This is a genomic window from Comamonas thiooxydans, assembly GCF_002157685.2.
GTDB classification, from domain to species: domain Bacteria; phylum Pseudomonadota; class Gammaproteobacteria; order Burkholderiales; family Burkholderiaceae_C; genus Comamonas; species Comamonas testosteroni_H.
In genome coordinates this window covers 906,204-932,264 of record NZ_AP026738.1, presented here as the reverse complement: position 1 = coordinate 932,264, position 26,061 = coordinate 906,204, and the positions used below count along the sequence as shown (strand labels likewise).

General features: G+C 62.0%; 26 protein-coding genes and 1 tRNA gene. 13 read left to right on the top strand and 14 right to left on the bottom strand.

Annotated elements, in window-relative coordinates:
- Positions 1-45: 45 nt before the first annotated feature.
- The 3 genes from mutY to mutM form a co-directional block, all read right to left on the bottom strand.
- Positions 46-1,113, bottom strand: a complete 1,068-nt coding sequence (gene mutY, locus CTR2_RS04250) for an A/G-specific adenine glycosylase (protein ID WP_087084954.1) — start codon at positions 1,111-1,113, stop codon at positions 46-48.
- Positions 1,114-1,117: 4 nt separating this feature from the next.
- Entirely contained in the window at positions 1,118-3,115 is a 1,998-nt protein-coding gene (locus CTR2_RS04245; protein ID WP_087084955.1) for a dynamin family protein, read from the bottom strand.
- Between the two features lie 266 nt (positions 3,116-3,381).
- On the bottom strand, positions 3,382-4,221 hold the full coding sequence (mutM, locus tag CTR2_RS04240; RefSeq protein WP_087084956.1) for a bifunctional DNA-formamidopyrimidine glycosylase/DNA-(apurinic or apyrimidinic site) lyase: 840 nt from the start codon (positions 4,219-4,221) through the stop codon (positions 3,382-3,384).
- A 50-nt stretch (positions 4,222-4,271) separates the two neighbouring features.
- On the opposite strand from mutM, the gene CTR2_RS04235 reads away from it, so the two are divergent.
- The 7 genes from CTR2_RS04235 (at position 4,272) to pth (ending at position 10,158) form a co-directional block, all read left to right on the top strand.
- Positions 4,272-6,059 carry a tetratricopeptide repeat protein gene (locus CTR2_RS04235; protein ID WP_087084957.1) on the top strand — a complete coding sequence of 596 codons (1,788 nt, stop codon included), beginning with the start codon at positions 4,272-4,274 and terminating at the stop codon, positions 6,057-6,059.
- Entirely contained in the window at positions 6,056-6,577 is a 522-nt protein-coding gene (locus CTR2_RS04230; RefSeq protein ID WP_087084958.1) for a lipoprotein insertase outer membrane protein LolB, read from the top strand. Before CTR2_RS04235 ends, CTR2_RS04230 begins: the two co-directional genes overlap by 4 nt.
- A 59-nt stretch (positions 6,578-6,636) precedes the next feature.
- Positions 6,637-7,500, top strand: a complete 864-nt coding sequence (ispE, locus tag CTR2_RS04225; RefSeq protein WP_087084959.1) for a 4-(cytidine 5'-diphospho)-2-C-methyl-D-erythritol kinase — start codon at positions 6,637-6,639, stop codon at positions 7,498-7,500.
- A 30-nt stretch (positions 7,501-7,530) separates the two neighbouring features.
- A tRNA-Gln gene (locus tag CTR2_RS04220) sits at positions 7,531-7,607 on the top strand.
- Between the two features lie 44 nt (positions 7,608-7,651).
- Positions 7,652-8,611, top strand: a complete 960-nt coding sequence (locus tag CTR2_RS04215) for a ribose-phosphate pyrophosphokinase (protein WP_003066035.1) — start codon at positions 7,652-7,654, stop codon at positions 8,609-8,611.
- 156 nt (positions 8,612-8,767) lie between these two features.
- Complete coding sequence (locus CTR2_RS04210) at positions 8,768-9,391, top strand: 50S ribosomal protein L25/general stress protein Ctc (protein WP_034381689.1); 624 nt, start codon at positions 8,768-8,770, stop codon at positions 9,389-9,391.
- Between the two features lie 128 nt (positions 9,392-9,519).
- Positions 9,520-10,158 carry an aminoacyl-tRNA hydrolase gene (pth, locus tag CTR2_RS04205; RefSeq protein ID WP_087084960.1) on the top strand — a complete coding sequence of 213 codons (639 nt, stop codon included), beginning with the start codon at positions 9,520-9,522 and terminating at the stop codon, positions 10,156-10,158.
- Positions 10,159-10,238: 80 nt separating this feature from the next.
- On the opposite strand, the gene CTR2_RS04200 is transcribed toward pth, so the two are convergent.
- A complete protein-coding gene (locus tag CTR2_RS04200) occupies positions 10,239-10,499 on the bottom strand; it encodes a YfhL family 4Fe-4S dicluster ferredoxin (protein WP_087084961.1) in 261 nt (86 codons plus the stop codon).
- Between the two features lie 173 nt (positions 10,500-10,672).
- Between CTR2_RS04200 and CTR2_RS04195 the strand changes: the two genes are divergently transcribed.
- The 5 genes from CTR2_RS04195 (at position 10,673) to CTR2_RS04175 (ending at position 16,069) form a co-directional block, all read left to right on the top strand.
- Positions 10,673-11,635 (top strand): ABC transporter permease, encoded by a 963-nt coding sequence (locus tag CTR2_RS04195; protein ID WP_087084962.1) that lies wholly within the window; start codon positions 10,673-10,675, stop codon positions 11,633-11,635.
- The gene (locus CTR2_RS04190; protein ID WP_087084963.1) at positions 11,632-12,537 is read left to right on the top strand and encodes an ABC transporter permease; all 906 of its coding nucleotides are present in this window, start codon (positions 11,632-11,634) and stop codon (positions 12,535-12,537) included. The genes CTR2_RS04195 and CTR2_RS04190 overlap by 4 nt, the downstream gene beginning before the upstream one ends.
- Positions 12,538-12,555: 18 nt before the next feature.
- The gene (locus CTR2_RS04185; RefSeq protein WP_087084964.1) at positions 12,556-13,584 is read left to right on the top strand and encodes an ABC transporter ATP-binding protein; all 1,029 of its coding nucleotides are present in this window, start codon (positions 12,556-12,558) and stop codon (positions 13,582-13,584) included.
- Positions 13,581-14,411: an ATP-binding cassette domain-containing protein gene (locus tag CTR2_RS04180; RefSeq protein ID WP_087084965.1), complete on the top strand. Its 831-nt coding sequence runs from the start codon at positions 13,581-13,583 to the stop codon at positions 14,409-14,411. The genes CTR2_RS04185 and CTR2_RS04180 overlap by 4 nt, the downstream gene beginning before the upstream one ends.
- Positions 14,412-14,581: 170 nt before the next feature.
- Complete coding sequence (locus tag CTR2_RS04175) at positions 14,582-16,069, top strand: ABC transporter substrate-binding protein (protein WP_087084966.1); 1,488 nt, start codon at positions 14,582-14,584, stop codon at positions 16,067-16,069.
- A gap of 27 nt (positions 16,070-16,096) precedes the next feature.
- Here the strand turns inward: CTR2_RS04175 and CTR2_RS04170 are convergent, their stop codons facing one another.
- Positions 16,097-16,948 carry a LysR family transcriptional regulator gene (locus tag CTR2_RS04170; protein ID WP_087084967.1) on the bottom strand — a complete coding sequence of 284 codons (852 nt, stop codon included), beginning with the start codon at positions 16,946-16,948 and terminating at the stop codon, positions 16,097-16,099.
- Positions 16,949-17,059: 111 nt separating this feature from the next.
- Between CTR2_RS04170 and CTR2_RS04165 the strand changes: the two genes are divergently transcribed.
- The gene (locus CTR2_RS04165) at positions 17,060-17,452 is read left to right on the top strand and encodes a tautomerase family protein (protein ID WP_087084968.1); all 393 of its coding nucleotides are present in this window, start codon (positions 17,060-17,062) and stop codon (positions 17,450-17,452) included.
- A 15-nt stretch (positions 17,453-17,467) separates the two neighbouring features.
- Here the strand turns inward: CTR2_RS04165 and CTR2_RS04160 are convergent, their stop codons facing one another.
- The 9 genes from CTR2_RS04160 to CTR2_RS04120 all read right to left on the bottom strand — a co-directional run bounded on the left by CTR2_RS04160 (position 17,468) and on the right by CTR2_RS04120 (position 26,026).
- Positions 17,468-18,115, bottom strand: coding sequence for a LysE family translocator (locus tag CTR2_RS04160; protein ID WP_087084969.1), 648 nt, complete (start codon positions 18,113-18,115; stop codon positions 17,468-17,470).
- Positions 18,116-18,194: 79 nt separating this feature from the next.
- Positions 18,195-19,085 (bottom strand): DMT family transporter, encoded by an 891-nt coding sequence (locus tag CTR2_RS04155; RefSeq protein WP_087085249.1) that lies wholly within the window; start codon positions 19,083-19,085, stop codon positions 18,195-18,197.
- 176 nt (positions 19,086-19,261) lie between these two features.
- Positions 19,262-19,984, bottom strand: a complete 723-nt coding sequence (gene folE, locus CTR2_RS04150) for a GTP cyclohydrolase I (protein ID WP_087084970.1) — start codon at positions 19,982-19,984, stop codon at positions 19,262-19,264.
- A 186-nt stretch (positions 19,985-20,170) separates the two neighbouring features.
- Positions 20,171-20,935 (bottom strand): endonuclease/exonuclease/phosphatase family protein, encoded by a 765-nt coding sequence (locus tag CTR2_RS04145; RefSeq protein ID WP_087084971.1) that lies wholly within the window; start codon positions 20,933-20,935, stop codon positions 20,171-20,173.
- Positions 20,936-20,949: 14 nt separating this feature from the next.
- Positions 20,950-21,453 carry a dihydroneopterin triphosphate diphosphatase gene (gene nudB / locus CTR2_RS04140; protein WP_087084972.1) on the bottom strand — a complete coding sequence of 168 codons (504 nt, stop codon included), beginning with the start codon at positions 21,451-21,453 and terminating at the stop codon, positions 20,950-20,952.
- A gap of 243 nt (positions 21,454-21,696) precedes the next feature.
- Positions 21,697-23,526: an aspartate--tRNA ligase gene (gene aspS, locus CTR2_RS04135; RefSeq protein ID WP_087084973.1), complete on the bottom strand. Its 1,830-nt coding sequence runs from the start codon at positions 23,524-23,526 to the stop codon at positions 21,697-21,699.
- A gap of 18 nt (positions 23,527-23,544) precedes the next feature.
- The gene (locus tag CTR2_RS04130) at positions 23,545-24,189 is read right to left on the bottom strand and encodes a DUF502 domain-containing protein (protein ID WP_003058473.1); all 645 of its coding nucleotides are present in this window, start codon (positions 24,187-24,189) and stop codon (positions 23,545-23,547) included.
- 14 nt (positions 24,190-24,203) lie between these two features.
- The gene (locus tag CTR2_RS04125) at positions 24,204-24,473 is read right to left on the bottom strand and encodes an FmdB family zinc ribbon protein (protein ID WP_039049629.1); all 270 of its coding nucleotides are present in this window, start codon (positions 24,471-24,473) and stop codon (positions 24,204-24,206) included.
- Positions 24,474-24,574: 101 nt separating this feature from the next.
- Positions 24,575-26,026, bottom strand: coding sequence for a high affinity choline transporter 1 (locus tag CTR2_RS04120; protein ID WP_087084974.1), 1,452 nt, complete (start codon positions 26,024-26,026; stop codon positions 24,575-24,577).
- Positions 26,027-26,061: the final 35 nt, after the last annotated feature.

The window sequence follows — 26,061 nt, the reverse complement described above, 5'->3', positions numbered from 1 at the left end:
AAGGTGACGCCAGCCGTCACCTTTTTTCATTCATGCGGCAGGCTCTCAGGCCAGCTCGGCATCGAGCAGCTTGCGGATCGGAGCCGGCAGACCCAGCTCGGCCCAGGCCGCTGCATCCGCCCAGCACGATTCATCGGCCTCTAAGACCTGGGCGGCATGTGCCTGATCGACAGGCACCAGAACCGGATGCAGGTGCAGATCCTTGTGGGTCAGCACATGCAGAAAGCCTGGAAGATCCTGCCAGCCCCGGGACCCGTCCTGAGGCCATGCGGCCTGCGCATGGCTTTGCAGTGCCGCATAGTCTTCAAAGACCGGTGGGCTGTAAAGCCCGGCCCAGATACCGGCTTGCGGGCGCTTTTGCAGCCAGACGCGACGCTGTGCATCCACCGCCAGCAGCAGCCACCAGGACTCGGAGCTGCGCTTGATCTTGCGCGTGCGCACGGGATAGTTCTCCGGGTTGCCGGCGCGGGCCGCCCGGCATTCGGAGTGCAGAGGGCACACCAGGCAGGTGGGCTTGCGCGATGTGCAGACGCTGGCGCCCAGATCCATCATGCCCTGGGTGTAGCGCGGCATGGCTTCGTGCAGATTCTCGGTGGGACACAGTTGCTGGGCGTGTTCCCACAGCTGCTTTTCATTTCTGGACTGAGCCAGATCCGCATCGAACGCCAGCACCCTTGTGAGAACACGTCGCACATTGGCATCCAGAATCGGCACCCGCTCGGAAAAGCAGAACGATGAAATGGCACCGGCCGTGGAACGGCCAATGCCTGGCAAGGTCGCCAATTCTTCGGCCGTTTGCGGAAAGGCCCCACCCCATTGCTCCATCACGGTCTGCGCGCATTTATGCAGATTGCGCGCGCGGCTGTAGTAGCCCAGGCCGCTCCACAGCGCCAGCACGGCATCCTGCGGTGCAGCCGCCAGGCTGGCCACATCCGGAAAAGCGTCCAGGAAGCGCTGGTAATAGCCCAGCACGGTACTGACCTGGGTCTGCTGCAGCATGATTTCAGACAGCCAGACTCGGTAAGGGTCACGGGTTTGCTGCCAGGGCAGATGATTGCGGCCATGACTGGCCTGCCACTGCACTACGGCTGCGGCAATCGAAGGGAGAGTCAAGATTTCAAGCTACCAGGTTGATGTCCAGCGGCATGGACGCGGCCTGCGGCCGCTCGGCCGCAATCGGATCCAGCAGTTGCGCCGATGCACTGATCAGCTGCGTCTGCAGCATTCCCAGGCGGGTTTGCGCATTTTCCATGTCTGCAATGCGCTCCTCCAGCTCAGTGGCTGCACCGCTGATCCGGTCCACGGCCTCCAGGCGGCGCGTATAACTGCGTTTACGTTCGCGCAATTGTGCATCGACTGGCGCAGTCAGCGATTTGCTCCACATATCCACGTCGTTCGATGCCGCTTCAAACACCGTGCGCAGACGCAGCGCCAGAGCTTTGATCAGGCGTTGCGAAAAGTCGGCACTGCCGAGCCTGATGGCACGGCTTAGCCCCAGATACTGGGTGTAACTGCCCTCGATGCTGCGCAAGTCGTCCTTGAGCTCGGACAGCACCAGCTGCGGCGGTGTCTGCAGGGAGAAGCCAAACTCCGCATTGAGCTCCTTGAACGAGGCGCTCATCATGGTCTGGATTTCATCGGCCTGGACCTGCACCGTGGCAGCCACGACATGCAGGCGCTCGAAAGTCTGCTCATAGACCTTGCGCAGGCCAAGTTTGAGCCCACGCTGATCCAGCGCTTCTTTCAGCTCGGCCAATTCGGCCTTCAAAGTGCTCGAGCTCAGCAACAGGAAAAGCTCCTTGAGCATGCGCATATGGATGTTGCGCATGGCCTGGATGCGGCTGGCACTCTGGTCGAACTCCTTGTGCTCGGCCTCGATGCGGGCACGCATGCCGGCAATCACCGTCGCATTCTTTCCGCGCAGGCCGCAGAGCTCGGCCAGTTGGTCGTCGAGATCGCCGCGACGCATATTGATGACGCGCTCCACCTGCGACTGCAGTTGTTGCACATTGGTGCGCACAGCGGCCTGCAGCACTTTCTGGCGCTGCCCCATGATGCCATTGGCCAGAAGGTCTTCAAAAGCGGGCAGGCCGCTGGCCTGAAGCAGGCTGTCGTTGCGCCCCACCTTGGCGACCAGCCCCTTCTGGGCGGAGATGGGCAGCACGCGCTCCAGCGCCACCCCCAGCAACTGGGCCGAGTCCTGCTGCTGACGGCGCAACTGGGCCTGCACCTGCGCGCCAGAACTCAGGCTGTCCCACAGCGTATCCACCTTGTTGAGTACCACCAGACGCGATGCGGCCAAAGCGTCATCGCCCCCCGTCTTGCCGGCTCCTGCCGGCAGCACATGGTCGCGCCAGATGGCAAGGTCGGACTTGGTCACGCCGGTATCGGCGCCCAGCACAAAGACCACGGCATGTGCCTGGGGTATCAGATTGACGGTCAGCTCCGGCTCGGCCCCCACGGCATTCAGACCAGGCGTGTCGAGAATCACCAGCCCCTGTTTGAGCAGAGGATGGGGCATATTGATCAAGGCATGGCGCCACATCGGCACTTCGACCCAGCCGTCGGCATCGACCATGGGGTTGTCGGCAGCCTCGTCGTCATGCCAAAAGCCCCAGGCCCTGGCCTGATCGATGGAGACCTTGCGCACCTCCGCCACCTTGGTCAGCGTGTCGGATATCTGCTGCGCATCGGCGATATCCAGCGGCTGCTGCACCCAGGCGTCGGGACGCATGCGCCACTGGCCGAGGCTCTCCGGCGACTCTCTGGTATCAATGGGCAGCAGACGCAGACAAGGCGGCAGCTCCGGCTCCCAGCCCAGCTCCGCCGGACACATGGTGGTGCGACCTGCACTGGCCGGCATCAGCCGGCGACCGTAATGGGCAAAGAAGACAGCGTTGATCAGCTCGGATTTGCCGCGCGAGAACTCGGCCACGAAGGCAACCATGACCTTGTCGGTGCGCATCTGCTCTTCCAGTCTCTGCAAGCGCTCCTGCACCGAGACGTCCAGCAGATCCTGGGCAATCAACCATTCACGCAGCTCCTGCAGTTGGGTGGCAAAGCCCCGTCGCCATGCACCATACTGACCAAACTGCTCGTTGAATGAAGCTGACACATCTACCCCTCTTGTTTGTCTGAGTCGCCGGGTCAGCCAAGGCTGACAGCCTGATCAATATATAGCATTGCCCCTTGACAGCATCTACGGCTCTTCCAGAGGCTGGCCTGATATCTTCAGCCGCAAAGTATCTGCGCGCAACGGCGCAGAACAGCGCCAATGCCTGGGCATTGGCGCTGTTCTGAGGCATATCAAGCATCAAAATTAAATTGTGACGTCAAAACATGCCTGAACGCATACTCAAACTGCGGTATTAGCTATCAAATTCAGAGAGTTTTCGCAGCCTTCTGGCAACGAGCGCAGTAATAGGTGCTGCGCTGCCCCTGGCGCATGAGCTGGATGGCGGCGCCGCAATGCGAGCAAGGCAGGCCATCGCGGCCATAGACCTGGGCCTCCAGCTGAAAGTGCCCTTCCATGCCGTTGGCCGCGGAAAAGTCGCGCAAGGTCGTGCCGCCTTTCTCCACCGCCAAGGCCAGCACGGTGCGAATGGCCTCATACAAAACCTTGACCTTGCGCGCCCCCACATCGCGCGCCGGTGTTGTCGGGTGAATCCGCGAGAGAAACAACACCTCGGAAGCATAGATATTGCCGACACCGACGACCACGCTGCCGCTGAGCAGCAGTTGCTTGATGGGCGAGCGACTGGCAGCCAGCCCGGCCTGAAAGGCATCCAGCGTGAATCCGTCGCTCAGCGGCTCCATACCCAGATGGTCAAGCAGCTTGCGCGCCAGGGCATCGCCTTCATCCGGAACATAGATCACGGCTCCGAAGCGACGCGGATCATGCAGACGCAGCAAGCCGCGCGATGTCTGCAGGTCGAAGTGATCATGCGCTCCGCCAGTGCCCAGCGGCTCCTCGTCGCGGCCCGCAAAGCGCAGACTGCCAGACATGCCCAGGTGCATGAGCAGCAGACCTTCGCTCAGGTCCAGCAGCAGATACTTGCCGCGTCTGCGCACGCCCAGCACGACTCTGCCGACCAGTGCCTGCGGCAACAACCCCAGAGGCCAGCGCAGGGGCTTTCCCAAGGTGGCTTTCTCAATCTGCGCACCCGCAATGCGGTCAGCAAAAGAGCGGCGCGTAACCTCGACTTCGGGCAACTCAGGCATGCAATCTCATCTTCGCCAAGTGTTCAACAAGCTTGGATTATTATGAGCCGATGGTTCATCCTCTACGTTTTCAGGGACTCGCCGTGGCCGCCGTTCTGGCCATGGGATCGGCAATCGCATCCGCCCAGACCGCCGACCCGCCATCCCGGCAGGACAAGATCGAGCAAAGCGCCGATCTCGAACAGGCCGCAGAGCGTGAGAATGAGCAAGCAGCCCTCTCTGCCGAGCTGTTCTACGAAATCCTGGTGGGAGAGATGGCCGCTCAGGAAGGCGCCCTGACGGACGCCCAGGCCCTGATGATGGAGGCCGCGCGCAGCAGCAACAACGAAAAGCTCTATCGCCGCGCCACCGAACTTGCCATTCAGTCCCGCTCGGGCGACCGCGCACTGCGCAATGCCCGCGCCTGGCTGGAGGCCTACCCCGAATCACGCGATGCCAACCGCGCAATGCTGCGCATTCTGGTGGTGATGAACCGCATTGCAGACTCGGCCAGCTATCTGCGTCGAGAGGTCGAACTGACCCCTCAAGCCAATCGCAGCGCCACTTTTCTGGCCATCACCCAGCTCTACAACAATGCCTCGGACAAGCCTCTGGCCGCCGATGTGGTCGAGCAAGCGCTGGAAATCGATTTAAAGGACCCGAAGAACGGCCCCACGGCCTGGGCCACCATAGGCCATATGCGCCTGATCGCCGGTCAGAAGCCTGCCGCCCTGCAGGCGCTGCAGAACGGCGCCAAGCTGGGTCCTGAATCAGGTGCCGTCGCATTGCTGGCCATGGAACTGCTGGAATCGGGTTCCGCCGAAGTGGAGCCGCTGGTCAAGCGCTATCTTGAAAAGAATCATTCGCCACAACTGCGCCTGACCTATGCCCGCGTGCTGCTGGGACAAAAACGCAACGCCGATGCCAAGACCCAGTTGCAGCTCATCACCCGCGAAGCGCCCGAATTTCCGGAAGCCTGGGTCATGCTCGCCAATTTGCAATTGCAGGATGGCGAGCTGGATGCTGCCGACGTTTCCCTGACACAGTTCAGCGCTCTGCTGCCCAAGCTGCCTGAAGGTGTAGGTCGCGCTGCTGGCGAATCCCAGCTCTATCTGCTCAGGGCCGATCTGGCCGAGAAGCGCCAGCGCTACGACGAAGCCGACATCTATCTGCAGCGCATTCCCGATGCCGCCAACCTGCTCAGCGTGCAGGCCCGGCGTGCCGATCTGCTGGCTCGCCAGGGCAAGGTGAAGGAAGCTCGCGCCCTGATCCAGGCCATTCCTGCAAACGGTCCCAACCAGAAGCGCCTCAAGCAGATTGCCGAGGTGCAGCTGCTGCGCGACGCGGGCCTGAACAAGGAAGCCTATGCGCTGCAAGCCCAGCTGCTGAGCCAGGCACCCGATGATGTGGAGCTGGCCTACGACACCGCCTTGCTCGCGGAAAGAGCCGGAAACTTCAGCGAGATGGAGCGCCTGCTGCGCGACATCATCAAGCGCAAACCCGATTTCAAGCATGCGTACAACGCACTGGGATACTCCTACGCTGATCGCGGCATCAAGCTGGAAGAAGCGCAGACCTTGATCCAGACCGCTCTGGACATGCAGCCCGGTGATCCATTCATCACCGACAGCCTGGCCTGGGTGCATTTCCGCCGCGGTAATCTGGACGAAGCCGAAAAACTGCTGGAGCAGGCCTATGCCACGCGTCAGGATGCGGAAATTGCAGCCCACCTGGGGGAAGTTCTCTGGGCCCAAGGCAAGCAAGACCGCGCCCAGCTCATCTGGCGCCAGGGCATGAAGGCAGACAGCAGCAATGACACTCTGCTGGAAACGCTCAAACGCCTCAAAGTGACGCCATGAAGCGCAGCCCGACTTTCTTGAAAATTCTTCCAGCCCTCGGACTGGCTCTGGGAGCGGCCATGCTCGGCGGCTGCGCCCAACCTGCACGGCAGTTGCAACCCGATGTGGCGGCCAGCCACCACTGGTCCGGCCGCATGGCGCTACAGGTCCAGGATGCCCAGCAGCAATCCTTCAGCGCCGGTTTTGAGCTGCAAGGCCAACCCGAGAGCGGCACTTTGCTGGTCTTCAACCCGTTGGGCTCCATCATGGCCCGCCTGCAATGGACGCGTGCCGGAGCCACCTTGCAGCAGGGCGATCAGATCACCCAGTCAGACTCCCTGCCTGAACTCATCACCCGCATGACAGGCAGCGAGATTCCCGTCACCGCGCTGTTCGACTGGCTGCAAGGCAAGAACACGGCTGTGACCGGCTGGCAGACAGATCTTTCGCGCATCAACGATGGCCGCCTGCGTGCCGACCGCATAAGCCCCCCACCCGAGGCTTCCTTGCGCATCGTTCTCGATCAGGACGCTCGCTGACTGGCCGGCAACCCGGTGCTATCGTTGCACCGTTTTTCTCTTACTGACACATACACGCCATGCACTCGCTCTATGACGTGCCGGCCCCGGCCAAGCTCAACCTTTTTTTGCATATTACCGGCCGCAGGCCTGACGGCTATCACCTGCTGGAATCCGTCTTCATGCTCATCGACTGGCATGATGTGCTGCATTTCGAGCGTACGGTCAGCAGCCAGATCAGCCGTGAAGACCTCAACGGCGTGGCCCTGCCTGCCGATGATCTGATCACACGCGCGGCTCGTGCCCTGCAGCAAGCCACAGGCTGCACGCAAGGCGTGCGCATAGGGATTGAAAAGCACCTGCCCGCCCAGGCCGGCATGGGGGGCGGCTCATCCGATGCGGCCAGCACGCTGATGGCATTGAACCGCCTCTGGAATCTGAAGCTCTCGCGCCAGGAACTGCAAAACATAGGCTTGAAGCTCGGCGCCGATGTCCCCTTTTTCCTCTGCGGTCACTCGGCCTGGGTCAGCGGCATCGGCGAAATCATCACCCCACTGACAGGCCGCAATGCCTTGCCGCAGCAACAGTTCCTGGTGGTCAAGCCCGAACAGGGCCTGGAAACTGGCAAGATTTTTTCCAGCGAGCTCCTGAAACGCGATACAAAGCCTGCTATAGTTGCGGACTTCGCTGCGAATCACTTCGGCTTTGGCCGAAACGACCTGCAGCCGGTCGCTGAAGGCTTGCAGCCCGAGGTGATGAAAGTCAGAAGCTGGCTCGAATCACTCAAATTGCATGCTACAATGACGGGCTCTGGAAGTGCGGTATTTGCACCGATAACGCAAAGCATTGATCTGAGCTGCGCACCTAGCACATGGCAGATCAAAGTTTGCAGAAATCTGGAAAAACACCCACTTAATAGCTGGATTCCAGAGAACAAGTTATAAGGCTGTTTGTCTTCGACAAAAGGCCTGTGTAGGGGAGTCGCCAAGTTGGTTAAGGCACCGGATTTTGATTCCGGCATGCGAAGGTTCGAATCCTTCTTCCCCTGCCAAACATCTTCTTGCGTCATAGCAACCCACAGCACTGGGACGCACAATGCATTCACATCACTCTGATTTCATGGTCTTCACAGGCAATGCCAATGCTGGCATGGCCGAAGAGATTGTTAAGCACCTCGGCACCTCTCTTGGTGCTGCTGACGTTGGCCGTTTCTCCGATGGAGAAGTCGCGGTCGAGATCAAGCAGAACGTTCGCGCCCGCGACGTGTTTGTGGTTCAGTCCACCTGCGCTCCGACCAACGACAACCTGATGGAGTTGCTGGTCATGGTCGATGCCCTCAAGCGTGCATCGGCCGAGCGCATCTGCGCCGTGATCCCCTATTTCGGCTACGCCCGTCAGGATCGCCGCCCCCGCTCCAGCCGCGTGCCCATCACCGCCAAGGTGGTGGCCAACATGCTGCAGGCAGTTGGCGTCGAGCGCGTCCTGACGATGGATCTGCACGCCGACCAGATCCAGGGCTTCTTCGACATTCCCGTGGACAACATCTACGCCACCCCCGTGTTGCTGGGTGACCTGCGTCAGAAGAACTACGAAGACCTGATCGTCGTCTCCCCCGACGTTGGCGGTGTGGTGCGTGCTCGCGCCCTGGCCAAGGAACTGGGTTGCGATCTGGCCATCATCGACAAGCGTCGCCCCAAGGCGAACGTGTCCGAAGTCATGCACGTGATCGGCGATATCGACGGCCGCAACTGCGTGATCATGGACGACATGATCGACACCGCCGGCACGCTGGTGAAGGCAGCCGAAGTGCTCAAGCAGCGCGGCGCCAAGAACGTGTACGCCTACTGCTCGCACCCCATCTTCTCGGGCCCTGCCCTGGAACGCATCGGCAACGGCAGCGCTCTGGACGAAGTGGTTGTGACCAACACCATTCCTCTGAGCCCCGCAGCCCAGCAGTGCGGCAAGATTCGCCAGCTGTCCGTGGCCGGCCTGTTTGCCGAGACAATTCACCGCATTTCCACAGGTGATTCGGTGAGCAGTCTGTTTACCGCTTAAAATCTCTGGTTTTTCGGCTTCGAGCCCAAGCAAACCTCCTTCGGGAGGTTTGACTGTTTCGAGGCCACCGCAAGAATCCACGGCCTTGCTGCAAGGTGCAGATTCTTTTATCAATCGGGCGAGACTGGTCGCGGTCCGCCCATCTAGGAGTTAGTTATGCAATTCGTCGCTACTGAGCGCGCCAAGCAAGGTACGGGTGCGAGCCGCCGTCTGCGTCTGTCGGGCAAGACCCCCGGTATCGTCTACGGTGCTGGTGAAGCCCAACTGATCGAAATCGATCACAACGCCCTGTGGCACGCTGTGCACAAGGAAGCTTTCCACTCCAGCATCCTGGACATGGAAATCAACGGTCAAGTGACCAAGGTCGTGCTGCGCGACGTGCAGTTCCACCCCTACAAGAAGCTGGTGCAACACATCGACTTCCAGCGCGTGGACGGTAACACCAAGCTGCACATGAACGTGCCCCTGCACTTCGAAGGCGCTGCTGAATCCCCCGCCGTGAAGGGCGAGAACTGCACCGTGACTCCTCTGATGCACGAACTGCAAGTGATCTGCGAACCCGCAAACCTGCCCGAGTTCATCAAGGTGGACCTGAGCGCTCTGACTTCCAAGTCCGTGCTGGGCCTGCAAGCTCTGAAGCTGCCCAACGGCGTGAAGGCTGTGGTGCGTGGCGCCAACAAGAACCCTTCGCTGATCTCGATCAAGCTGCCCGAAGTGGCTCCTGCCGAAGGCGCCGCACCTGCTCCCGCAGCTGCCCCCGCCAAGAAGGGCAAGAAGTAATTCTTGTGTCTTCGGTACAGCGCCTGCCGCTGTACTCCAAGAAAAAGCCCACCTCGGTGGGCTTTTTCTTTGGGCCACGCAGAACCAGCGTGCCAGCCCAGCTTTGCCAGCAAGAAGATAATCCAGCAATGATCAAACTGTTTGTCGGCCTCGGCAATCCCGGCCCTGAATATGAAGACACCCGGCACAATGCCGGCTTCTGGTGGATTGATGCGCTGGCGCGCGAACTCAAGGTCAGTCTGGTTCCAGAACGCAGCTACTGGGGACTGATGGCCCGCACCAGCATCCACGGCCAGAATGTCTGGCTGCTGGAGCCGCAGACCTTCATGAATCTCTCGGGCAAGTCGGTCGGCACACTGGCCCGCTTCTTCAAGATTCAGCCCGAGGAAATCCTGGTCGTGCATGACGAGCTGGACTTCGATCCCGGCGTGGTCAAGCTCAAGCTCGGCGGCAGCCATGGCGGCCACAATGGCTTGCGCGATATCCATGCCCAGCTGGGTTCGCCCAATTACTGGCGTCTGCGCGTAGGCATCGGCCACCCCGGCCACAAGGGCGAGGTCGCCAGCTGGGTGCTCAAAAAGCCGGCCCCCGACCAGCTCAAGCTGATCGAAGACGCCATCGCACATTCGCTCAAGGCATGGCCCGAGATGGTGGCAGGCCAGATGGACAAGGCCACTCTCGCCATCCACACCACCAAGCCCCCCCGCCCCAAGCCTGCCCGCAAGCCGGCGCCCGATGCCACCCAGCCCGCAGCCGGCGAGGCCTGAGCCTGAGGCAGAATGAAAAACAGCTCCTGAATCAGGAGCTATTTGCGCTTGATATACAAAGAATTCAGACTCAAAAAGCCTTAACCTTCTTTCTTGGCCTGCGTAAGCAGCTCATATTTCTTGAACAGCACCTCACGGCTTTCGATGTACTCCGGATTCACCGGTATGCAGGCCACAGGGCAGATCTGCACGCACTGGGGCTCGTCAAAATGGCCCACGCACTCGGTGCACTTGTGCGGGTCGATTTCGTAGAACTCCTCGCCCATGTAGATGGCATCGTTAGGGCACTCGGGCTCGCACACATCACAGTTGATGCATTCATCGGTAATCATCAATGCCATGTGCCAGCTCCTGTGCAGTTCTCGGTATCGGCCCACATTATCCCAAGCTCCCCAAGACATGGCAGCACCCGGGACAAAGCCTGCACCTCCAGGAAGCGGCACAATGGCCGCTATGCTGCGCAGCACGCACACGCCGCCTGCGCCCACTTCACGATGAAACAACGCCCCACGCCATGAGCATCTTCTTGCTCAAACGCCTGCTCACGCTGATCGCCACATTGATCGGTGCTTCCATCGTGGTTTTTGCCGTGCTGGAAGTCCTTCCCGGCAATGCCGCCCAGATGCTCATGGGCCCCGATGCCGAGCCCGAGGCCGTGGCCGCCATGACGCAGCAACTGGGCCTGGATCAGCCCGCGCTGACACGCTACTGGCAGTGGATCAGCGGCCTGCTGCAGGGCGATATGGGCAACAGCTATGCCTATGGCTCCGCCGTGACCGAACTGGTCTGGGAACGCCTTGCCGTTACCGTGCCGCTGGCCATCATGGCCATGTTCATCACCGCCGTGCTGGCCATTGCTGCGGGAGTGTTTGCGGCCGCCAACCACAAGCGCTGGGGCGATGTGGGCCTCATGGGCCTGGCCCAGATCGGCATTGCCATCCCCAACTTCTGGTTTGCGATTCTTTTGATTCTGCTGTTCTCGGTGAAGCTGCAATGGTTCTCGGCCGGCGGCTTTCCGGGCTGGAGCGAGGAGGCCAGCGGCGGCTTCTGGCCTGCGCTGCAGGCATTGCTGCTGCCTGCCGTTGCGCTGGCCGTGGTGCAGGCCGCCATTCTGGCGCGCATCACGCGCTCAGCGGTGCTGGAGGTGCTGCGCGAGGACTTTGTGCGCACTGCCCGCGCCAAGGGGCTGTCACGCGGCGCGGCGCTCTGGCGCCATGTGCTGCGCAACGCCATGATTCCCGTCGTCACCGTCATGGGCCTGCAGTTCGCCAATCTGCTGGCCGGCACCATCGTGGTGGAGAACGTGTTCTACCTGCCTGGCCTGGGCCGGCTGATCTTTCAATCCATCTCCAACCGGGACGTGATCGTGGTGCGCAACTGCGTGCTGCTGCTGGCGGCCATGGTGGTGGTGGTGAATTTTGTTGTCGACGTGCTTTATGCCGCCATCGACCCCCGCATCAAGGCCGGCGATATATGAGCAGGCAGACCGATACCCGCGCCCGCGTTCCCGACTACCCGACACGCGCCTTCTCCCGCACAAGGCCGCTCGGCCTTGGCCAGCGCGCCAGGCAGCACCACAGCTTCGTGCTCGGCGCCTTGCTCACGGCCTCGCTGATTGCCGCCGCACTGCTGTCTTTTGTCTGGACGCCGGGCTCGGCCTACGAGATGGACATGGACGCTGTCCTCCAGTCCAGCAGCAGCCGGCACTGGCTTGGCACCGACGCCTTCGGGCGCGACCTGGCCTCGCAGATTCTGGTCGGCGCGCGCGCCTCGATTGCCGTGGGCCTGATTGCCGTGGGCATAGGACTGGCGCTGGGCGTGCTGCTGGGTCTGGTCGCCGCCGCCCGCCGCGGCTGGGTCGAAGAAGTCATCATGCGGCTGGCGGATTTCACCTTTGCCTTCCCGGCCCTGCTCTCGGCCATCATGCTCACGGCCGTCTACGGGCCGGGCATGGTCAATGCCATCATTGCCATCGGCATCTTCAACATCCCCACCTTTGCGCGCATCACCCGCGCCTCGGCCAATGCCATCTGGTCGCGCGACTATGTGATGGCGGCACGGGCCTGCGGGCAAAGCCGCACGGCCATCACCGTGCGCCATGTGCTGCCCAATATTGCCTCGGTACTGGTCGTACAGGCCACCATTCAGTTTGCGCTGGCCATTCTGGCCGAGGCCGCCCTCTCCTATCTGGGCCTGGGCACGCAGCCACCCCAGCCATCCTGGGGACGCATGCTCAGCGAAGCCCAGACCCTGATGTTCCAGGCGCCGCTGCTGGCCGTCTGGCCCGGCCTGGCAATCGCCTTGTCGGTGCTGGGTCTGAACCTGCTGGGCGACGGCCTGCGCGACCTGCTGGACCCCCGACTGACACGCGAGCGCTAATGCGTAGGGATACCGACCATGGCTTTGCTTGAAGTCTCCAACCTCACCATCAATCTGCAGACCCATCGCGGCCGGGCCCAGGCCGTGCGAGATGTGAGCTTCACGCTGGAGCGTGGTGCCACGCTGGGCCTGATCGGCGAATCGGGCTGCGGCAAATCACTGACGGCACTGGCGTTGCTGGGTCTGCTGCCCGAGCACGCACAAGTGGACGGCAGCATCCAGCTGGACGGCCAGGAGCTGCTGGGCCTGAGCGAGCGCCAGCTCTGCGCCCTGCGCGGCAACCGCATGGCCATGGTGTTTCAGGAACCCATGAGTGCCCTCAACCCCGTGCACAGCATCGGCCGCCAGGTGGCAGAGCCACTGCGGCTTCATCTGGGAATGAGCCGCGCCCAGGCCCGCGCCCGCGCCACCGAGCTGCTGGAGAGGGTGGGCATTGCACAGGCCGCACAGCGGCTGGACGACTATCCGCACCAGTTCTCCGGCGGCCAGCGCCAGCGCATCATGATTGCCATGGCTCTGGCCTGCGGTCCCGATCTGCTGGTGGCCGACGAGCCCACCACCGCCCTGGATGTGACGGTTCAGCAGCGCATTCTGGATCTGCTGCAGGAGCTGGTGGCCGAGCATTCCATGGCGCTGGTACTCATCAGCCATGATCTGGGCGTGATTGCCCAGAATGCGGAGCAGTTGCTGGTCATGTATGGCGGCACCGTGGTCGAATCCGGCATGACGGAAGCGGTGTTCGCCAGGCGCGCCCACCCTTATACGCGCGGCCTGTTTGCTGCACGCCCGCAACTCCACGCCACAGAAGGTACAGCCCATCTGCCCACCATTGCCGGAGCCGTGCCAGAGCTCGTGGACCTGCCCGCAGGCTGCCCGTTTGCGGGCCGCTGCGCCCATACTCAGGACGACTGCTATGTGGAGCGCCCCCAGCCTCGCACGCTGCATCAGCCCAGCATGGCGGCACCGGCCTCTCTTGCTTCCTGGCGCCAACCCCATGTGGCACGCTGCCTGTATGAACAGGTGCTGACGGCAGGAGCGAGTACATGATCAAGCCGGCCGAATCTTCTGAAACGGGAAACAGCGGCGCAATCTTGCTGAAGGTTAGCGGCCTGAAACGCGCATATTCGCGCCCCCGAACATCGCTGTGGCACAAGCCCGAGCCGCTGCAGGCACTGCGCGGCGTGAGCTTTGAATTGCAAGCGGGACAGAGCCTGGGCGTGGTCGGCGAATCGGGTTCCGGCAAGTCCACGCTGGCGCGCCTGGTCATGGCACTGGATCGCCCCAGCGAGGGCACGGTGGAGCTGCTGGGCCGCAATCTGCATCAGCTGGGCGAACAGGAGCTGCGCGTGGCGCGGCGCGACTTCCAGATGGTGTTTCAGGACCCCTATGGATCGCTGGACCCGCGCATGACAGTGGAAGCCATCGTCAGCGAGCCTTTGGGAACGACTCATGAAAAGCTCAGTCGCCCTGCCAGGCGCCAGCAGGTGCTGAGCGTGCTTGACCAGGTCGGTCTGCGCGCGCAGGACGCCGACAAATATCCGCACGAGTTCTCCGGCGGCCAACGCCAGCGCATTGCCATTGCCCGCGCTCTGATTACCCGCCCCCGCCTGATCGTGGCCGACGAGCCGGTCAGTGCGCTCGATGTCTCGGTGCAGGCCCAGGTGCTCAATCTCATGCAGGACCTGCAGCGCGAGCTGGGCCTGTCCTATCTGTTCATCAGTCATGACCTGGCCGTGGTCCAGCATGTCTGCGATCAGGTCATCGTGCTCCATCAAGGCCTGGTGGTGGAGCGCGGCACGCCGCGCAAGCTGTTCTCCGCCCCAGAGCACCCCTATACCCAGGCCTTGGTCAAGGCCGCACCGCGAGCCATCTGAACCGGGCCGGCAAACAGTTGTTCACACTCGCAGCAGCGATATGCCTGCGACCACAGCAAAGACTGCTCCGACTGGTGTAAAAACGCATATGAAACAAGTCCGCTCCCCGCGATGACTTGCAGCGCTTTTGATGGCCCCATGCGGCCAACCCCCCATCGGAGACTTTGTTGATGCTCAATCGCCGCTCCTTGCTGGCCAGCTCGGCTGCCAGCTTGCCCTTGTTCGCCGCCTGGCCTGCCATGGCCCAGGCCAAGAAAGACAGCGTCACGCTGGCCATGACGCTGGAGCCGCCAGGACTGGACCCCACGGCCGGGGCAGCCTCCTCGATTGCCGAAGTCGTGCTCTACAACGTGTTTGAGACACTGACCAAGATCAACTCCGACGGCAGCGTCTCGCCTCTGCTGGCCGAAAGCTGGGAAGTCTCGTCCGACCTCAAGACCTATACCTTTCGCCTGCGCAAGGATGTGAAGTTCCAGAACGGCGAGCCCTTCAACGCTGCTGCCGTCAAGTTCTCGTTCGACCGCGCGGCCGCCGACAAAAGCACCAACAAGGACAAGCGCACCTTTGCCAATCTGAGCACCAAGGTCGCCGACGAGCATACGGTGGTGCTGAGCAACCAGGAGATCGATCCCGACTTTCTGTTCATGATGGGTCAGGCCACTTCCATCATCGTCGAGCCCAAGAGCGCCACCACCAACGCCAGCAAGCCCGTGGGCACCGGCCCCTACAAGCTGGCGGCCTGGGCCAGGGGTGCCTCGGTCACGCTGACCGCCTGGCCCGACTATCGCTCGGCACAGAGCATTCGCATCAAGCGCGCCGTGTTCCGCTTCATTCCCGACCCCGCAGCACAGGTTGCAGCCCTGCTGGCCGGCGATGTCGAAGCCTTCCCGCGCGTCTCTCCGCGCAGCGTGCCTCAGTTCAAAGCCAATGTCCGCTTTCAGGTGGTGGTGAGCAACTCGCGCGCCAAGACCATTCTGGCCATCAACAATGCGCGAAAGCCGCTCAACGATATTCGCGTGCGCCGTGCCATTGCCGCCGCCATCGATCGCAAGGCCATGATTGCCGGTGCCGCCGATGGCTATGGCGTGCCCATCGGCAGCTACTATGTGCCCACGGCCTTTGGCTATGTGGACACCACGGGCGTGAACCCTTTCGACCTGGAAAAAGCCAAGGCACTGATGGCCGAAACCGGCATCAAGACCCCGCTGACGCTGACCATGACGCTGCCGCCCGCTCCCTATGCGCGCCAGGGCGGCGAGCTGATTGCAGCCCAGCTGGCCAAAATCGGCATCCAGCTCAAGCTGCAGAACGTGGAGTGGGCGCAATGGCTATCGGGCACCTACACCAACAAGAACTACGACCTGACCATCATTTCGCATGTCGAGCCGTTTGATCTGGGTAACTTCGCCAAGCCTGACTACTACTGGGGCTACCAGTCCCAGGAATTCAACGAACTTTTCGACAAGATCAAGCACACACCGCGCCCTGCCGACCGCGCACGCCTGCTTGGCGATGCCCAGCGCCTGCTGGCCCACGACTCGGTGCATGGCTTTCTCTACACCCCGCAATGGGTGACCGTGGCGAGCAAGAAGCTGCGCGGACTCTGGAAGGACATGCCGGTGTTTGTGAACGATCTCTCGGCGCTGTCCTGGGGCTAGCACCGGCTTTGCGCGAGCTGTCCTCGCTCAGAACGACCAATGCTGCAGCAGCAGCGCGCGCACCTGCCCCAGCAGTTCCGGCTCCTCGCCTTTCGCCGGCAGCAATCCAAACCAGACCGGGGGCAGGCCTGGCAGGTTCAGCCCCGCCGGAACCTGCACCACGCCTTCTCCCAGCGCCGAGGCATTGATGCAGGCCACCCCCAGGCCGGCAGCGATGGCCGATTGCAGGCCTGCAACGCCCGAGGCCTGATGCGCGATCTCATACGCAATGGCCCGCTTCTCCAGCTCCCGGATTGCCAGTTGGTGCAAGGCGCAGCTCTGCGGCAGCACCAACAGCGGCAGCGGGCCTGCCTGCTGCCAGCCCGGCGCGCTGGCCCACACCAGCGCCTCACTGGAGCCCATGGGCTGCAGCTGCGTCTGTGCGCTGTCCAGCGACATCACCAGCCCAAGATCGCTGCGGCCTGAAGACACGGCTGCGTGCACCTCGACGCTGCGCAACACGCTCACCTCCATGCGCACGCCAGGATGGATATGCGCCAGCTGCTTCAGCATCCGGGCCAGCAGGCCGGGCTTGAAGTAGTCCGTCACCGCCAGACGGATCCGTCCGCGCAGGGACTCTCCACGCAAGTCCAGGAGCGCCTCGTCGGCCATGGCCGTGATGCGGCGGGCATGCTCGAGCAGCTGCAGACCGCTGGCGGTCGGCGTCACACCGGCCTTGCCGCGCAGCAGCAGCTGCTCACCCACGCAATCCTCCAGTTTCTTGATCTGCTCGCTGACCGCAGATTGGGACAGAAACAACCGGGGTGCGGCCGCCGTCAGGCTGCCGGCCTCGCTCACCGCAATCAGGGTTCTCAACTGGGAAATTTCGAGAGAGGCCATGTTCTATCCATCGGAAAAACCGGATATATCAATCATATCTTTCCGTTTTTCAAATGGATAGAGAGTCCACAGAATAAGGCTGTCTTCACCAACCTACCCAGGGACAAGTCCATGCCACATATCGACATCCAGCTCTCGGGACAAGCCGATGCCCGGCTCAGCCGCGAAGTCAGCTCGCAGATTGCGCGCCTGACCCGGGACATCCTGCACAAGCAGCCCGAACTCATCTCCATTTCCATTCGGTATGTGCCTGCCGATGCATGGTGGATCGACGGCCGGACCCTGGCCGAAACCGGCCATAGCTCGTTCTACCTGGGCATCAGCATCACCGACGAAACCAACACCAAGGCGGAAAAAGCGCTCTATCTGGAGGCCGTTCACCAGACCATGGCGGGCTTGCTGCCCAGGCTGCACGAGGTCTCCTATGTGCATCTGATCGATGCGCGTGCCGCGGCCTATGGATACGGCGGAAAAACACAAGAGTTTCGCCACCAGCATCGCTAGGCTTTGGACCCCTCGCTACCTCTGCACCATCACCAGGCGCAGCGCCAGCGCGCCGAAGACGGTGGCGGCAATGCGGTTGAGCCAGCGCTGGGCGCGGGCGGAGCGCTGCAGCAGCTGACCGAACAGGCCCGAGAAGCAGGCGATGGAGCCGAACACCAGCCAGGCCGCCAGCATGAACACGCAGCCCAGCACCATGACCTGCAGCGCGACACTGCCGCGTGCCGGGTCGGTGAACTGGGGCAGGAAGGCCAGAAAGAAGATCAGCACCTTGGGATTGGTGAGGTTCATCACCACACCGCGGCCCATCCAGCGCAGGGCGACTCTCAGGCTCAGTACATCAGGCTCGGTCTGCGCCTTGGCGGTTTCCTCGACACGCACGGGCGCACGCCAGGCTCCCCACGCCAGATAGGCCAGATAGGCAGCGCCGCAGAGCTTGAGCGCCGTGAACAGCATGGGCGATGCGGCCACCACGGCCGCCAAGCCCAGTGCCACCGCCGCCGTGTGCCCGACAATGCCCAGACACAGGCCCGCCACCACGCACAGCCCCACGCGCCAGCCGCGCTGGGCCGATTGCACCAGCACAAACAGATTGTCGGGGCCGGGGCTCAGGCCCAGCAGCAGGGCCACGCCAAAGAATGTGATCAGGACTTCCCAGGTCGGCATTGTCAGCTCTCTTCAAAAAATACAGCGGCTTGCGATCCATCGGCAACGGCCGCCAGCCTATGCGATACATCCGTCCATTTCAACCCAGCCCCAGAGCGGTCACGCCCAGGGCGATCATGATGGCACCGGCGATGCGCAGGGCTCGATCGCCCTCGCCCAGCAGCCTGCCGCCGATCAGGGCCGCGAACAGCATGGACACCTCGCGCGCGGGCGCGACATGGGAGATGGGTGCGCTTTGCACCGCATACAGCACCAGCACATAGGCAATGGGGCTGAAAAACGCCACCACGGCCGCATAGCGCCACTGCAGATGCCACAGGCGCTTGGTCTCGGGCCAGTCCCGGGCGGCCAGCGGCGCCAGAATCACCAGGCGGATCAGATTGCCCATATAGTCCACCAGAATCGGCGACATCATCAGCATCTTGACGGCATAGCTGTCCACCACCGTGTAGCTGGCAATGAACAAGCCCGTCAGCAGGCCGTAGTAGAGACCGGACAGCACGCGCTGGCGTGCCTCCAGATCCTGCCCCTCGCGAATGGCAACAATCATGCGCGGGCCGCCCGCGATCAGAAACACGCCCAGCACCACGCCCGCAATGCCGGCAGCCCCCAGTGTGGAGATCTGCTCGCCGAGAAAGATCACCGCCACCAGCGAGGAGATCAGCGGCCCGCTGCCGCGCGCCAGCGGATAGACCACGGTGAGATCGGCCACGCGATAGCCGCGCAGCAGCACCACGAAATAAGCCACATGCAGCACGGCGCTGGCGGTGACGAAGGCCCACTCCATCCAGCCCCAGCCCGGCACCACGTCCTTGCCCAGCCACCAGCCCAGCGGCAGCCAGATGACGGCGTTGCAGATGGCGGTGTAGAGCGAAAAGCGGGCATCCCCGCCGGCCTTCTTGGCCACGATGTTCCAGCCCGAATGGATCAGGCCGGCCAGGATGATGAGAGTGAACGCTTGCAGGGACATGGGAGCCGGAAATGCAAAAGGCCGCGCGACGCGCAGCCCTTCCAAAGATCAGTTTTCAACACAGAACACAACCCACAAACTAGCGTGCCCCAGGCCAGAGACACCGAGCAAGAACCGCCTCGCGGCGAAGGTGTCGTCCCCCTTCGGGGGAAGGCGCAAAGCGCCACAGGGGGCATTTATTTTCTAGCTGCTATGAGCGACAGGAATTCGCGGCGCAGTTCGGAGTTGGTGAGGAAGGCACCGCGCATGACGGAGTTCAGCATCTTGGAATCCATCTCGCGCACGCCGCGCCAGGACATGCAGAAATGCGAGGCTTCCATGACCACGGCCAGTCCGTCGGGACGAGTCTTGTCCATGATCAGGTCGGCCAGCTGGATGATGGCTTCTTCCTGAATCTGCGGACGGCCCATGATCCAGTCCACCAGACGCGCGTACTTGGACAGACCGATCACATTGGTGTTCTTGTTGGGCAGCACGCCGATCCAGATCTTGCCGATCACGGGGCACAGGTGGTGGCTGCAGGCGCTGCGCACGGTGATCGGGCCGACGATCATCAGCTCATTCAGGTGTTCGGCGTTGGGGAATTCGGTGATGGCCGGCTGATGCACATAACGGCCGCGGAACACCTCATTCACATACATCTTGGCCACACGGCGGGCCGTGGCGCGCGTGTTGTGGTCGTGCACGGTGTCGATGACCATGGAGTCGAGCACGCCCTGCATCTTCTCCTGCACCTCGTCCAGCAGCTTCTCCAGCTCGCCGGGCTCAATGAATTCGGCAATGTTGTCGTTGGCGTGGAAACGTTTGTTAGCTGCCTGCAGCCGCTCGCGGATCTTGACCGAAACGGGTGTTCCTTCGGCTGAGTTGTCTTTTTTCATGTCGGCGAGATCTCTGAACATCCAAGAATGGTACCAGTGAATCAACTTCCCGAAGCTACAAAGGATTTGCCGTCCAGATGCATGCTTACAAGGCATTGGAAGCTATGGTTTCAGGAGCAATCTCAAAATAGGCATGCACCCGACCAGCGACAGCGAGCAAGCGCCGCAGCGCGGCGAGGCTGTCGCGCCCTCCCGGGCTCAGGGTTGCTACAGCCTGAACTCCGCGATCAGCGGCAGATGATCCGACATGCGCCACCAGATGCGCCCCTTAGGCACCTGCAGCCCCAGCGGGGTCAGGCCGCGCACATAGATATGGTCGAGCTGCGCAATCGGCAGCCGCGAAGGATAGGTCAGAATGCCCTGCGTCTCCTCGTACTCGAACAGGCCGAAGCCCGCCAGCATGCGCTTGATCTGGTTGCCCCAGTCGTTGAAGTCGCCCGCCACCACCAGCGGCGCATTGGGCGGCACCTCGCGCTCGATGAAGCGCTGCAGCAGTGCAATCTGGCGAATGCGGCTGCCCGGAATCAGGCCCAGGTGCACGACGATGGAGTGCACGCGCTTGCCGTGGATGTCCAGCTCCACATGCAGCAGGCCGCGCTGTTCGAAGCGATGGTCAGAGATGTCCTCGTGCTGGTAGCCGATCACCGGCCAGCGGCTGAGCAGCGCATTGCCGTGCTCGCCGTCCCGGGTGTAGGCATTGGTCAGATAGACGGACTCGTAGCCTTCGGGAGCCAGATACTCGGCCTGCGGCACATTGGGCCAGCGATCGAAATACTGCTCCTCCTTGCGGTTCATCTTGCGAACCTCCTGAAGGCAGACGATGTCCGCATCGAGCTGCTCCACCGCGAGTCCCAGATTGTGAATCTCCAGCCTCCTGGCAGGACCCAGGCCCTGCACACCCTTGTGAATGTTGTAGGTAGCCACGCGCAGGATCTGCGGCTCTGGCGGCGTAAACAACTGAACTTCAGACATAGGCACTGTTGGTTTCAAGGCTGTTGCCTGCAGCGGCGCTCGATCAGCGCCGGCTCGAAGCGCGGCAACAGCAAAATAGCTTCTGCGTTGGAAGAAGAAAAGCAGCGCTGGGCTGCCTCACGCCAATCATGCCAATCATGTGCGGTGTGCTCCCTGGGATTCAAGTGCACGGTCAGGTGAGGTGGCACACGAAGGCCGAAGACACGCTCCTGGTTATGACTGACGCCCGGTGCGTAACGATGCAGCCATTGCGGATAGATGGCGTAGACGTTCTCGAGTTCCCAATCGGTCAGGCAACAGTCCGGCGCCAGGGCATCGATGCCGGTTTCCTCCAGCACCTCGCGCACGGCGGTTTCATGCCAGTCCTCGTCCAGGCTGTCCTTGCTGCCCGTGACGGATTGCCAGAAAGGCTCGCCCTCGGGCGCGGCAATGCTTCGGCGCAGCAGCAACACCTGCCCGTCTTCACGGTAGATCACAACCAGCACGGACTGCGGAATCTTGTAGGGCCTGACTTCCATCGCAGCATATTAGCGCGGCCAGGATGACAGCAGGCTGAGTCGCCCTGCTGCTTGATAGCCATCAATATTCATAGCTGTAGCCGCCTTCCATTCATTGAGTTCAGACTGAAAACCATCTGAGTTTCAAGATTGATCGGTGCAAGCAGCTCCCGATTCAAAAGCGACAAAAAAGCGCCAGCTGCTTTCGCGAACTGGCGCCTGGGTGTGAACAGCGACCGGCGCTGTTTACAGGGGGCTTGGCAATCAAGCCTCGGTGGTCGTCACGGCCACGTTGCGCAACTTGATATGCAGCTCGCGCAGCTGCTTCTCGTCTACGGGCGAAGGCGCCTGGGTCAGCAGATCCTGGGCGCGCTGGGTCTTGGGGAAGGCGATCACGTCACGGATGGAGTCGGAGCCCGTCATCAGCGTGATCAGACGGTCCAGACCGAAGGCCAGGCCGCCATGAGGAGGCGCACCATACTGCAGAGCATCCAGCAGGTAGCCGAACTTGGCGCGCTGCTCGTCAGGCGTAATATTCAGCGCCGCAAACACCTTGGCTTGCACGTCAGCGCGGTGGATACGCACCGAGCCGCCGCCCAGTTCCCAGCCGTTCAAGACCATGTCGTAGGCCTTGGCAATGCACTTGCCGGGGTCGGTCACCATCAGTTCTTCGTGGCCATCCTTGGGCGAGGTGAAGGGGTGGTGCACAGCGGCCCAGCGGTCGTTTTCCTCGTCATGCTCGAACATGGGGAAATCCACCACCCACAGCGGTGCCCAGCGGTCTTCAAACAGACCGCTCTTCTTGCCGAATTCGCTGTGACCGACCTTCAGGCGCAGGGCGCCGATGGAGTCGTTGACGATCTTTTCCTTGTCGGCACCGAAGAACAGCAGGTCGCCGCTTTGAGCACCCGTGCGCTTGATGATTTCGGTCAAGGCAGCATCATGCAGGTTCTTGACGATGGGCGACTGCAGACCAGGCCAACGCTTCTCCGGATCGTCACCAGCACCAATGCTAGCGTCGTTGACCTTGATCCAGGCCAGGCCCTTGGCACCGTAGATCTTGACGAACTCGGTGTAGCCGTCGATCTCGCCGCGCGAGATGGCAGCGCCGCCGGGCACGCGCAGGGCCACGACACGGCCGCCCTTGGTGGTGGCGGGGGTGGAGAAGACCTTGAAGTCCACGTCGCCCATGATGTCGGTCAGCTCGGTGAACTCCAGCTTGACGCGCAGGTCGGGCTTGTCCGAACCGAAGCGGAAGGCCGCATCCTGGTAGGTCATGATGGGGAACTCGCCCAGATCCACGTTCAGCTGGGTCTGGAACACTTCCTTGATCATGCGCTGGAAGATGGCGCGGATTTCCTCTTCGTTCAGGAAGGAGGTTTCGCAGTCGATCTGCGTGAATTCGGGCTGGCGGTCAGCGCGCAGGTCTTCGTCGCGGAAGCACTTGGTGATCTGGTAGTAGCGGTCGAAGCCCGAGACCATCAGCATCTGCTTGTACAGCTGGGGCGACTGGGGCAGCGCGAAGAATTCGCCGTCATGCACACGCGAGGGCACCAGGTAGTCACGGGCGCCTTCGGGCGTGGACTTGCCCAGCATGGGAGTCTCGATGTCGATGAAGCCTTCCTTGTCGAGGAAGTTGCGCACCTGGATGGCGGTCTTGTAGCGCAGCATCATGTTGCGCTGCATCACGGGACGGCGCAGATCCATCACGCGATTCGTGAGGCGCACGGTTTCCGACAGGTTGTCGTCGTCCAGCTGGAAAGGAGGCGTGACGGACGCGTTGAGCACGTTCAGCTCGTGGCACAGCACTTCGATCTGGCCGCTCTTGAGCTTGTCGTTGGTGGTGCCGGCGGGACGCGCACGCACCACGCCCTTGACCTGCACGCAGAACTCGTTGCGCACGTCTTCGGCTACCTTGAACATCTCGGCGCGGTCGGGATCGCAGACCACCTGCACATAGCCTTCGCGGTCGCGCAGGTCGATGAAGATCACGCCACCATGGTCACGGCGGCGATTCACCCAGCCGCACAAGGTCACGGTTTCGCCCATCTGGGCTTCGGTCACCAGACCGCAGTATTGAGAACGCATTGCCATGAAAATTCTTCCTGCACCTTAGGGGTGCGACAAGGTTGTTTGTTTGGATTCTTCGATCAGGGCGAGGTCTGGCGGAGCCACCACACCCATCGAAACAATGTATTTGAGCGCCGCATCCACACTCATTTCCAGCTCGATGCACTCGCTCTTGCGCACCAGCACGAAGTAACCCCCAGTGGGGTTGGGCGTGGTGGGCACGAAGACGCTCACATATTCATCGCGCAGCAAAGCTGCCACTTCACCGCTGGGCTGGCCGGTGACGAAAGCCACGGTCCATACGCCCTCGCGCGGCCACTGCACCAGCACTGCCGTGCGAAAAGCGTTGCCGCTGTCGGAGAACACAGTGTCCGAGACCTGCTTGACGCTGGAATAGATGGAGCGCACCACGGGAATGCGACGCACCAGCGCATCACCCCAACCCACCAGCTTGCGGCCGATGAAATTACTGGCAATGCCGCCCACGAGCAGCAGAATCAGCAAGGTCAGAATAACGCCAAAGCCCGGAATATGCATGCCCAGCAATCTGTCGGGCTGCCAGGCCTCGGGAAGAATGGCCAGCGTCTGATCCAGCGTTCCGATGATCCAGTTGAGCACGCCCAGCGTGATCACCAGGGGAACGATGACCAGCAAACCGGCAATCAGCCACTTGCGCAATGCAGACATAGTGTGGGTAAGCCTCAGGAATTGGCGGGCGCAGGGGCAGCTGCTGCAGGTGCAGCGGCACTGTCACTGGATGAAGAGGTGCTTGCAGCCGGCTTGCTGCCGCTGTTCTTGAAGTCCGTGGCATACCAGCCAGAACCCTTGAGCTGAAAGCCCGGAGCGGTGAGCTGCTTGGAAAAGGCCTCGGCCCCGCAAGCTGGGCACACGGTCAGCGGCGCGTCCGAGATTTTCTGCAGCACATCTTTGGCGTGACCGCAGGAGCCACACTTGTATGCATAGATAGGCATAGCGCTAAAAACGGGGAAAGTGCAAAAACCCTCAATTATAGGCGCCGCCCCTGGTTTTGCTGCGCTGCGCAAGCAAGCCCCGGCGCCGTTGGTTTGCTCTCTCAGGCCTTGATCTCGGTAAAGGACTCGATTTCACGGTGATGGTTGCTGATCCACTGTGGCAGCAGCGAGCCCGCCAGCATGCCGGAGACAGCAGCCAAAAGACCAGCCAGCTGCTGTGGAAAAGCCTGGTTGAGCGCGGGCGTGACCATGAAGACCAGCCACACACCTATGCCCAGCGCCACGGCGCTGATGGCGCCCTGGGTGGTGGCGCGCTTCCAGTACAGGCCGAACACCAGCGGTACGAAGGCGCCCACCAGCGGCACCTGATAGGCACTGGCGACCAGCTCATAGATAGGCGTGCCTTCCATGACGATCGAATAGGCCAGCACGCAGGCCGCGAACACCAGCACGCTGATGCGCATGGTCCTGAGATTGTCCTTGTCCGAGGTATAGGGCCGGAACTGACGCCAGATGTTCTCGGTGAAGGTCACGCTGGGGGCCAGCAAGGTGGCGGAAGCGCAGGACTTGATGGCCGAGAGCAGCGCGCCGAAGAACAGCACCTGCATGGCGAACGGCATCTTGTCCATCACCAGGGTGGGCAGCACCTTCTGCGGATCATCGGCCAGCAGGGCCGTGGCTTCGGCGGGCATGATGATGAGCGCACTGGCCACCAGGAACATGGGCACGAAGGCAAAGATCACATAGCAGGCACCGCCGATGATGGTGCCGCGCACGGCCGATTTTTCGGTGTCTGCCGACATCACGCGCTGAAAGATGTCCTGCTGCGGAATCGAGCCCAGCATCATGGTCACGGCAGCGCCGATGAAGAAAACGATTTCATGCAGCGAAGGCTCGGGCAGGAACTTGAACAGATCCCGGCTGGTGGCCAGATCGACCACCTTGCCCGCGCCGCCCGCCATGTCACCGGCAAAGAAGGCCAGTATCAGCAGGCCGGCGACCAGAATGATCATCTGCACGAAATCCGTCACGGCCACGGACCACATGCCGCCGAACAGCGTGTAGACCAGCACGGAGAGCACGCCGATCGTCATGCCCATGGGAATGCTGACGGCACCGCCCGAGAGCAGGTTGAACACCAGGCCCAGCGCCGTGACCTGGGCCGAGACCCAGCCCAGATAGCTGAGCATGATGATCAGCGAGCAGACCACCTCGATAGCCCGGCCATAGCGCGAGCGGTAGTAGTCGCTGATGGTCAGCAGATTCATGCGGTAGAGCTTGGCCGCAAAAAAGACGCCCACCAGGATCAGGCACATGCCCGCGCCAAACGGGTCTTCCACCAGCGCATGCAGCCCGCCTTCGATGAACTTGGCAGGCACGCCCAGCACCAGCTCGGACCCGAACCAGGTCGCAAAGGTGGTGGTGATGATCATGTAGAGCGGCAGATGACGGCCGGCAATGGCGAAATCCGCCGTGTTCTTCACGCGTCTGGCGGCCCACAGACCAATGCCGATGGTCACTAACAGGTAGACGATCACCAATGAGAGCAGCACGCTGGCACTCCTCGAACTCTAAAGAAAGGGAAAGC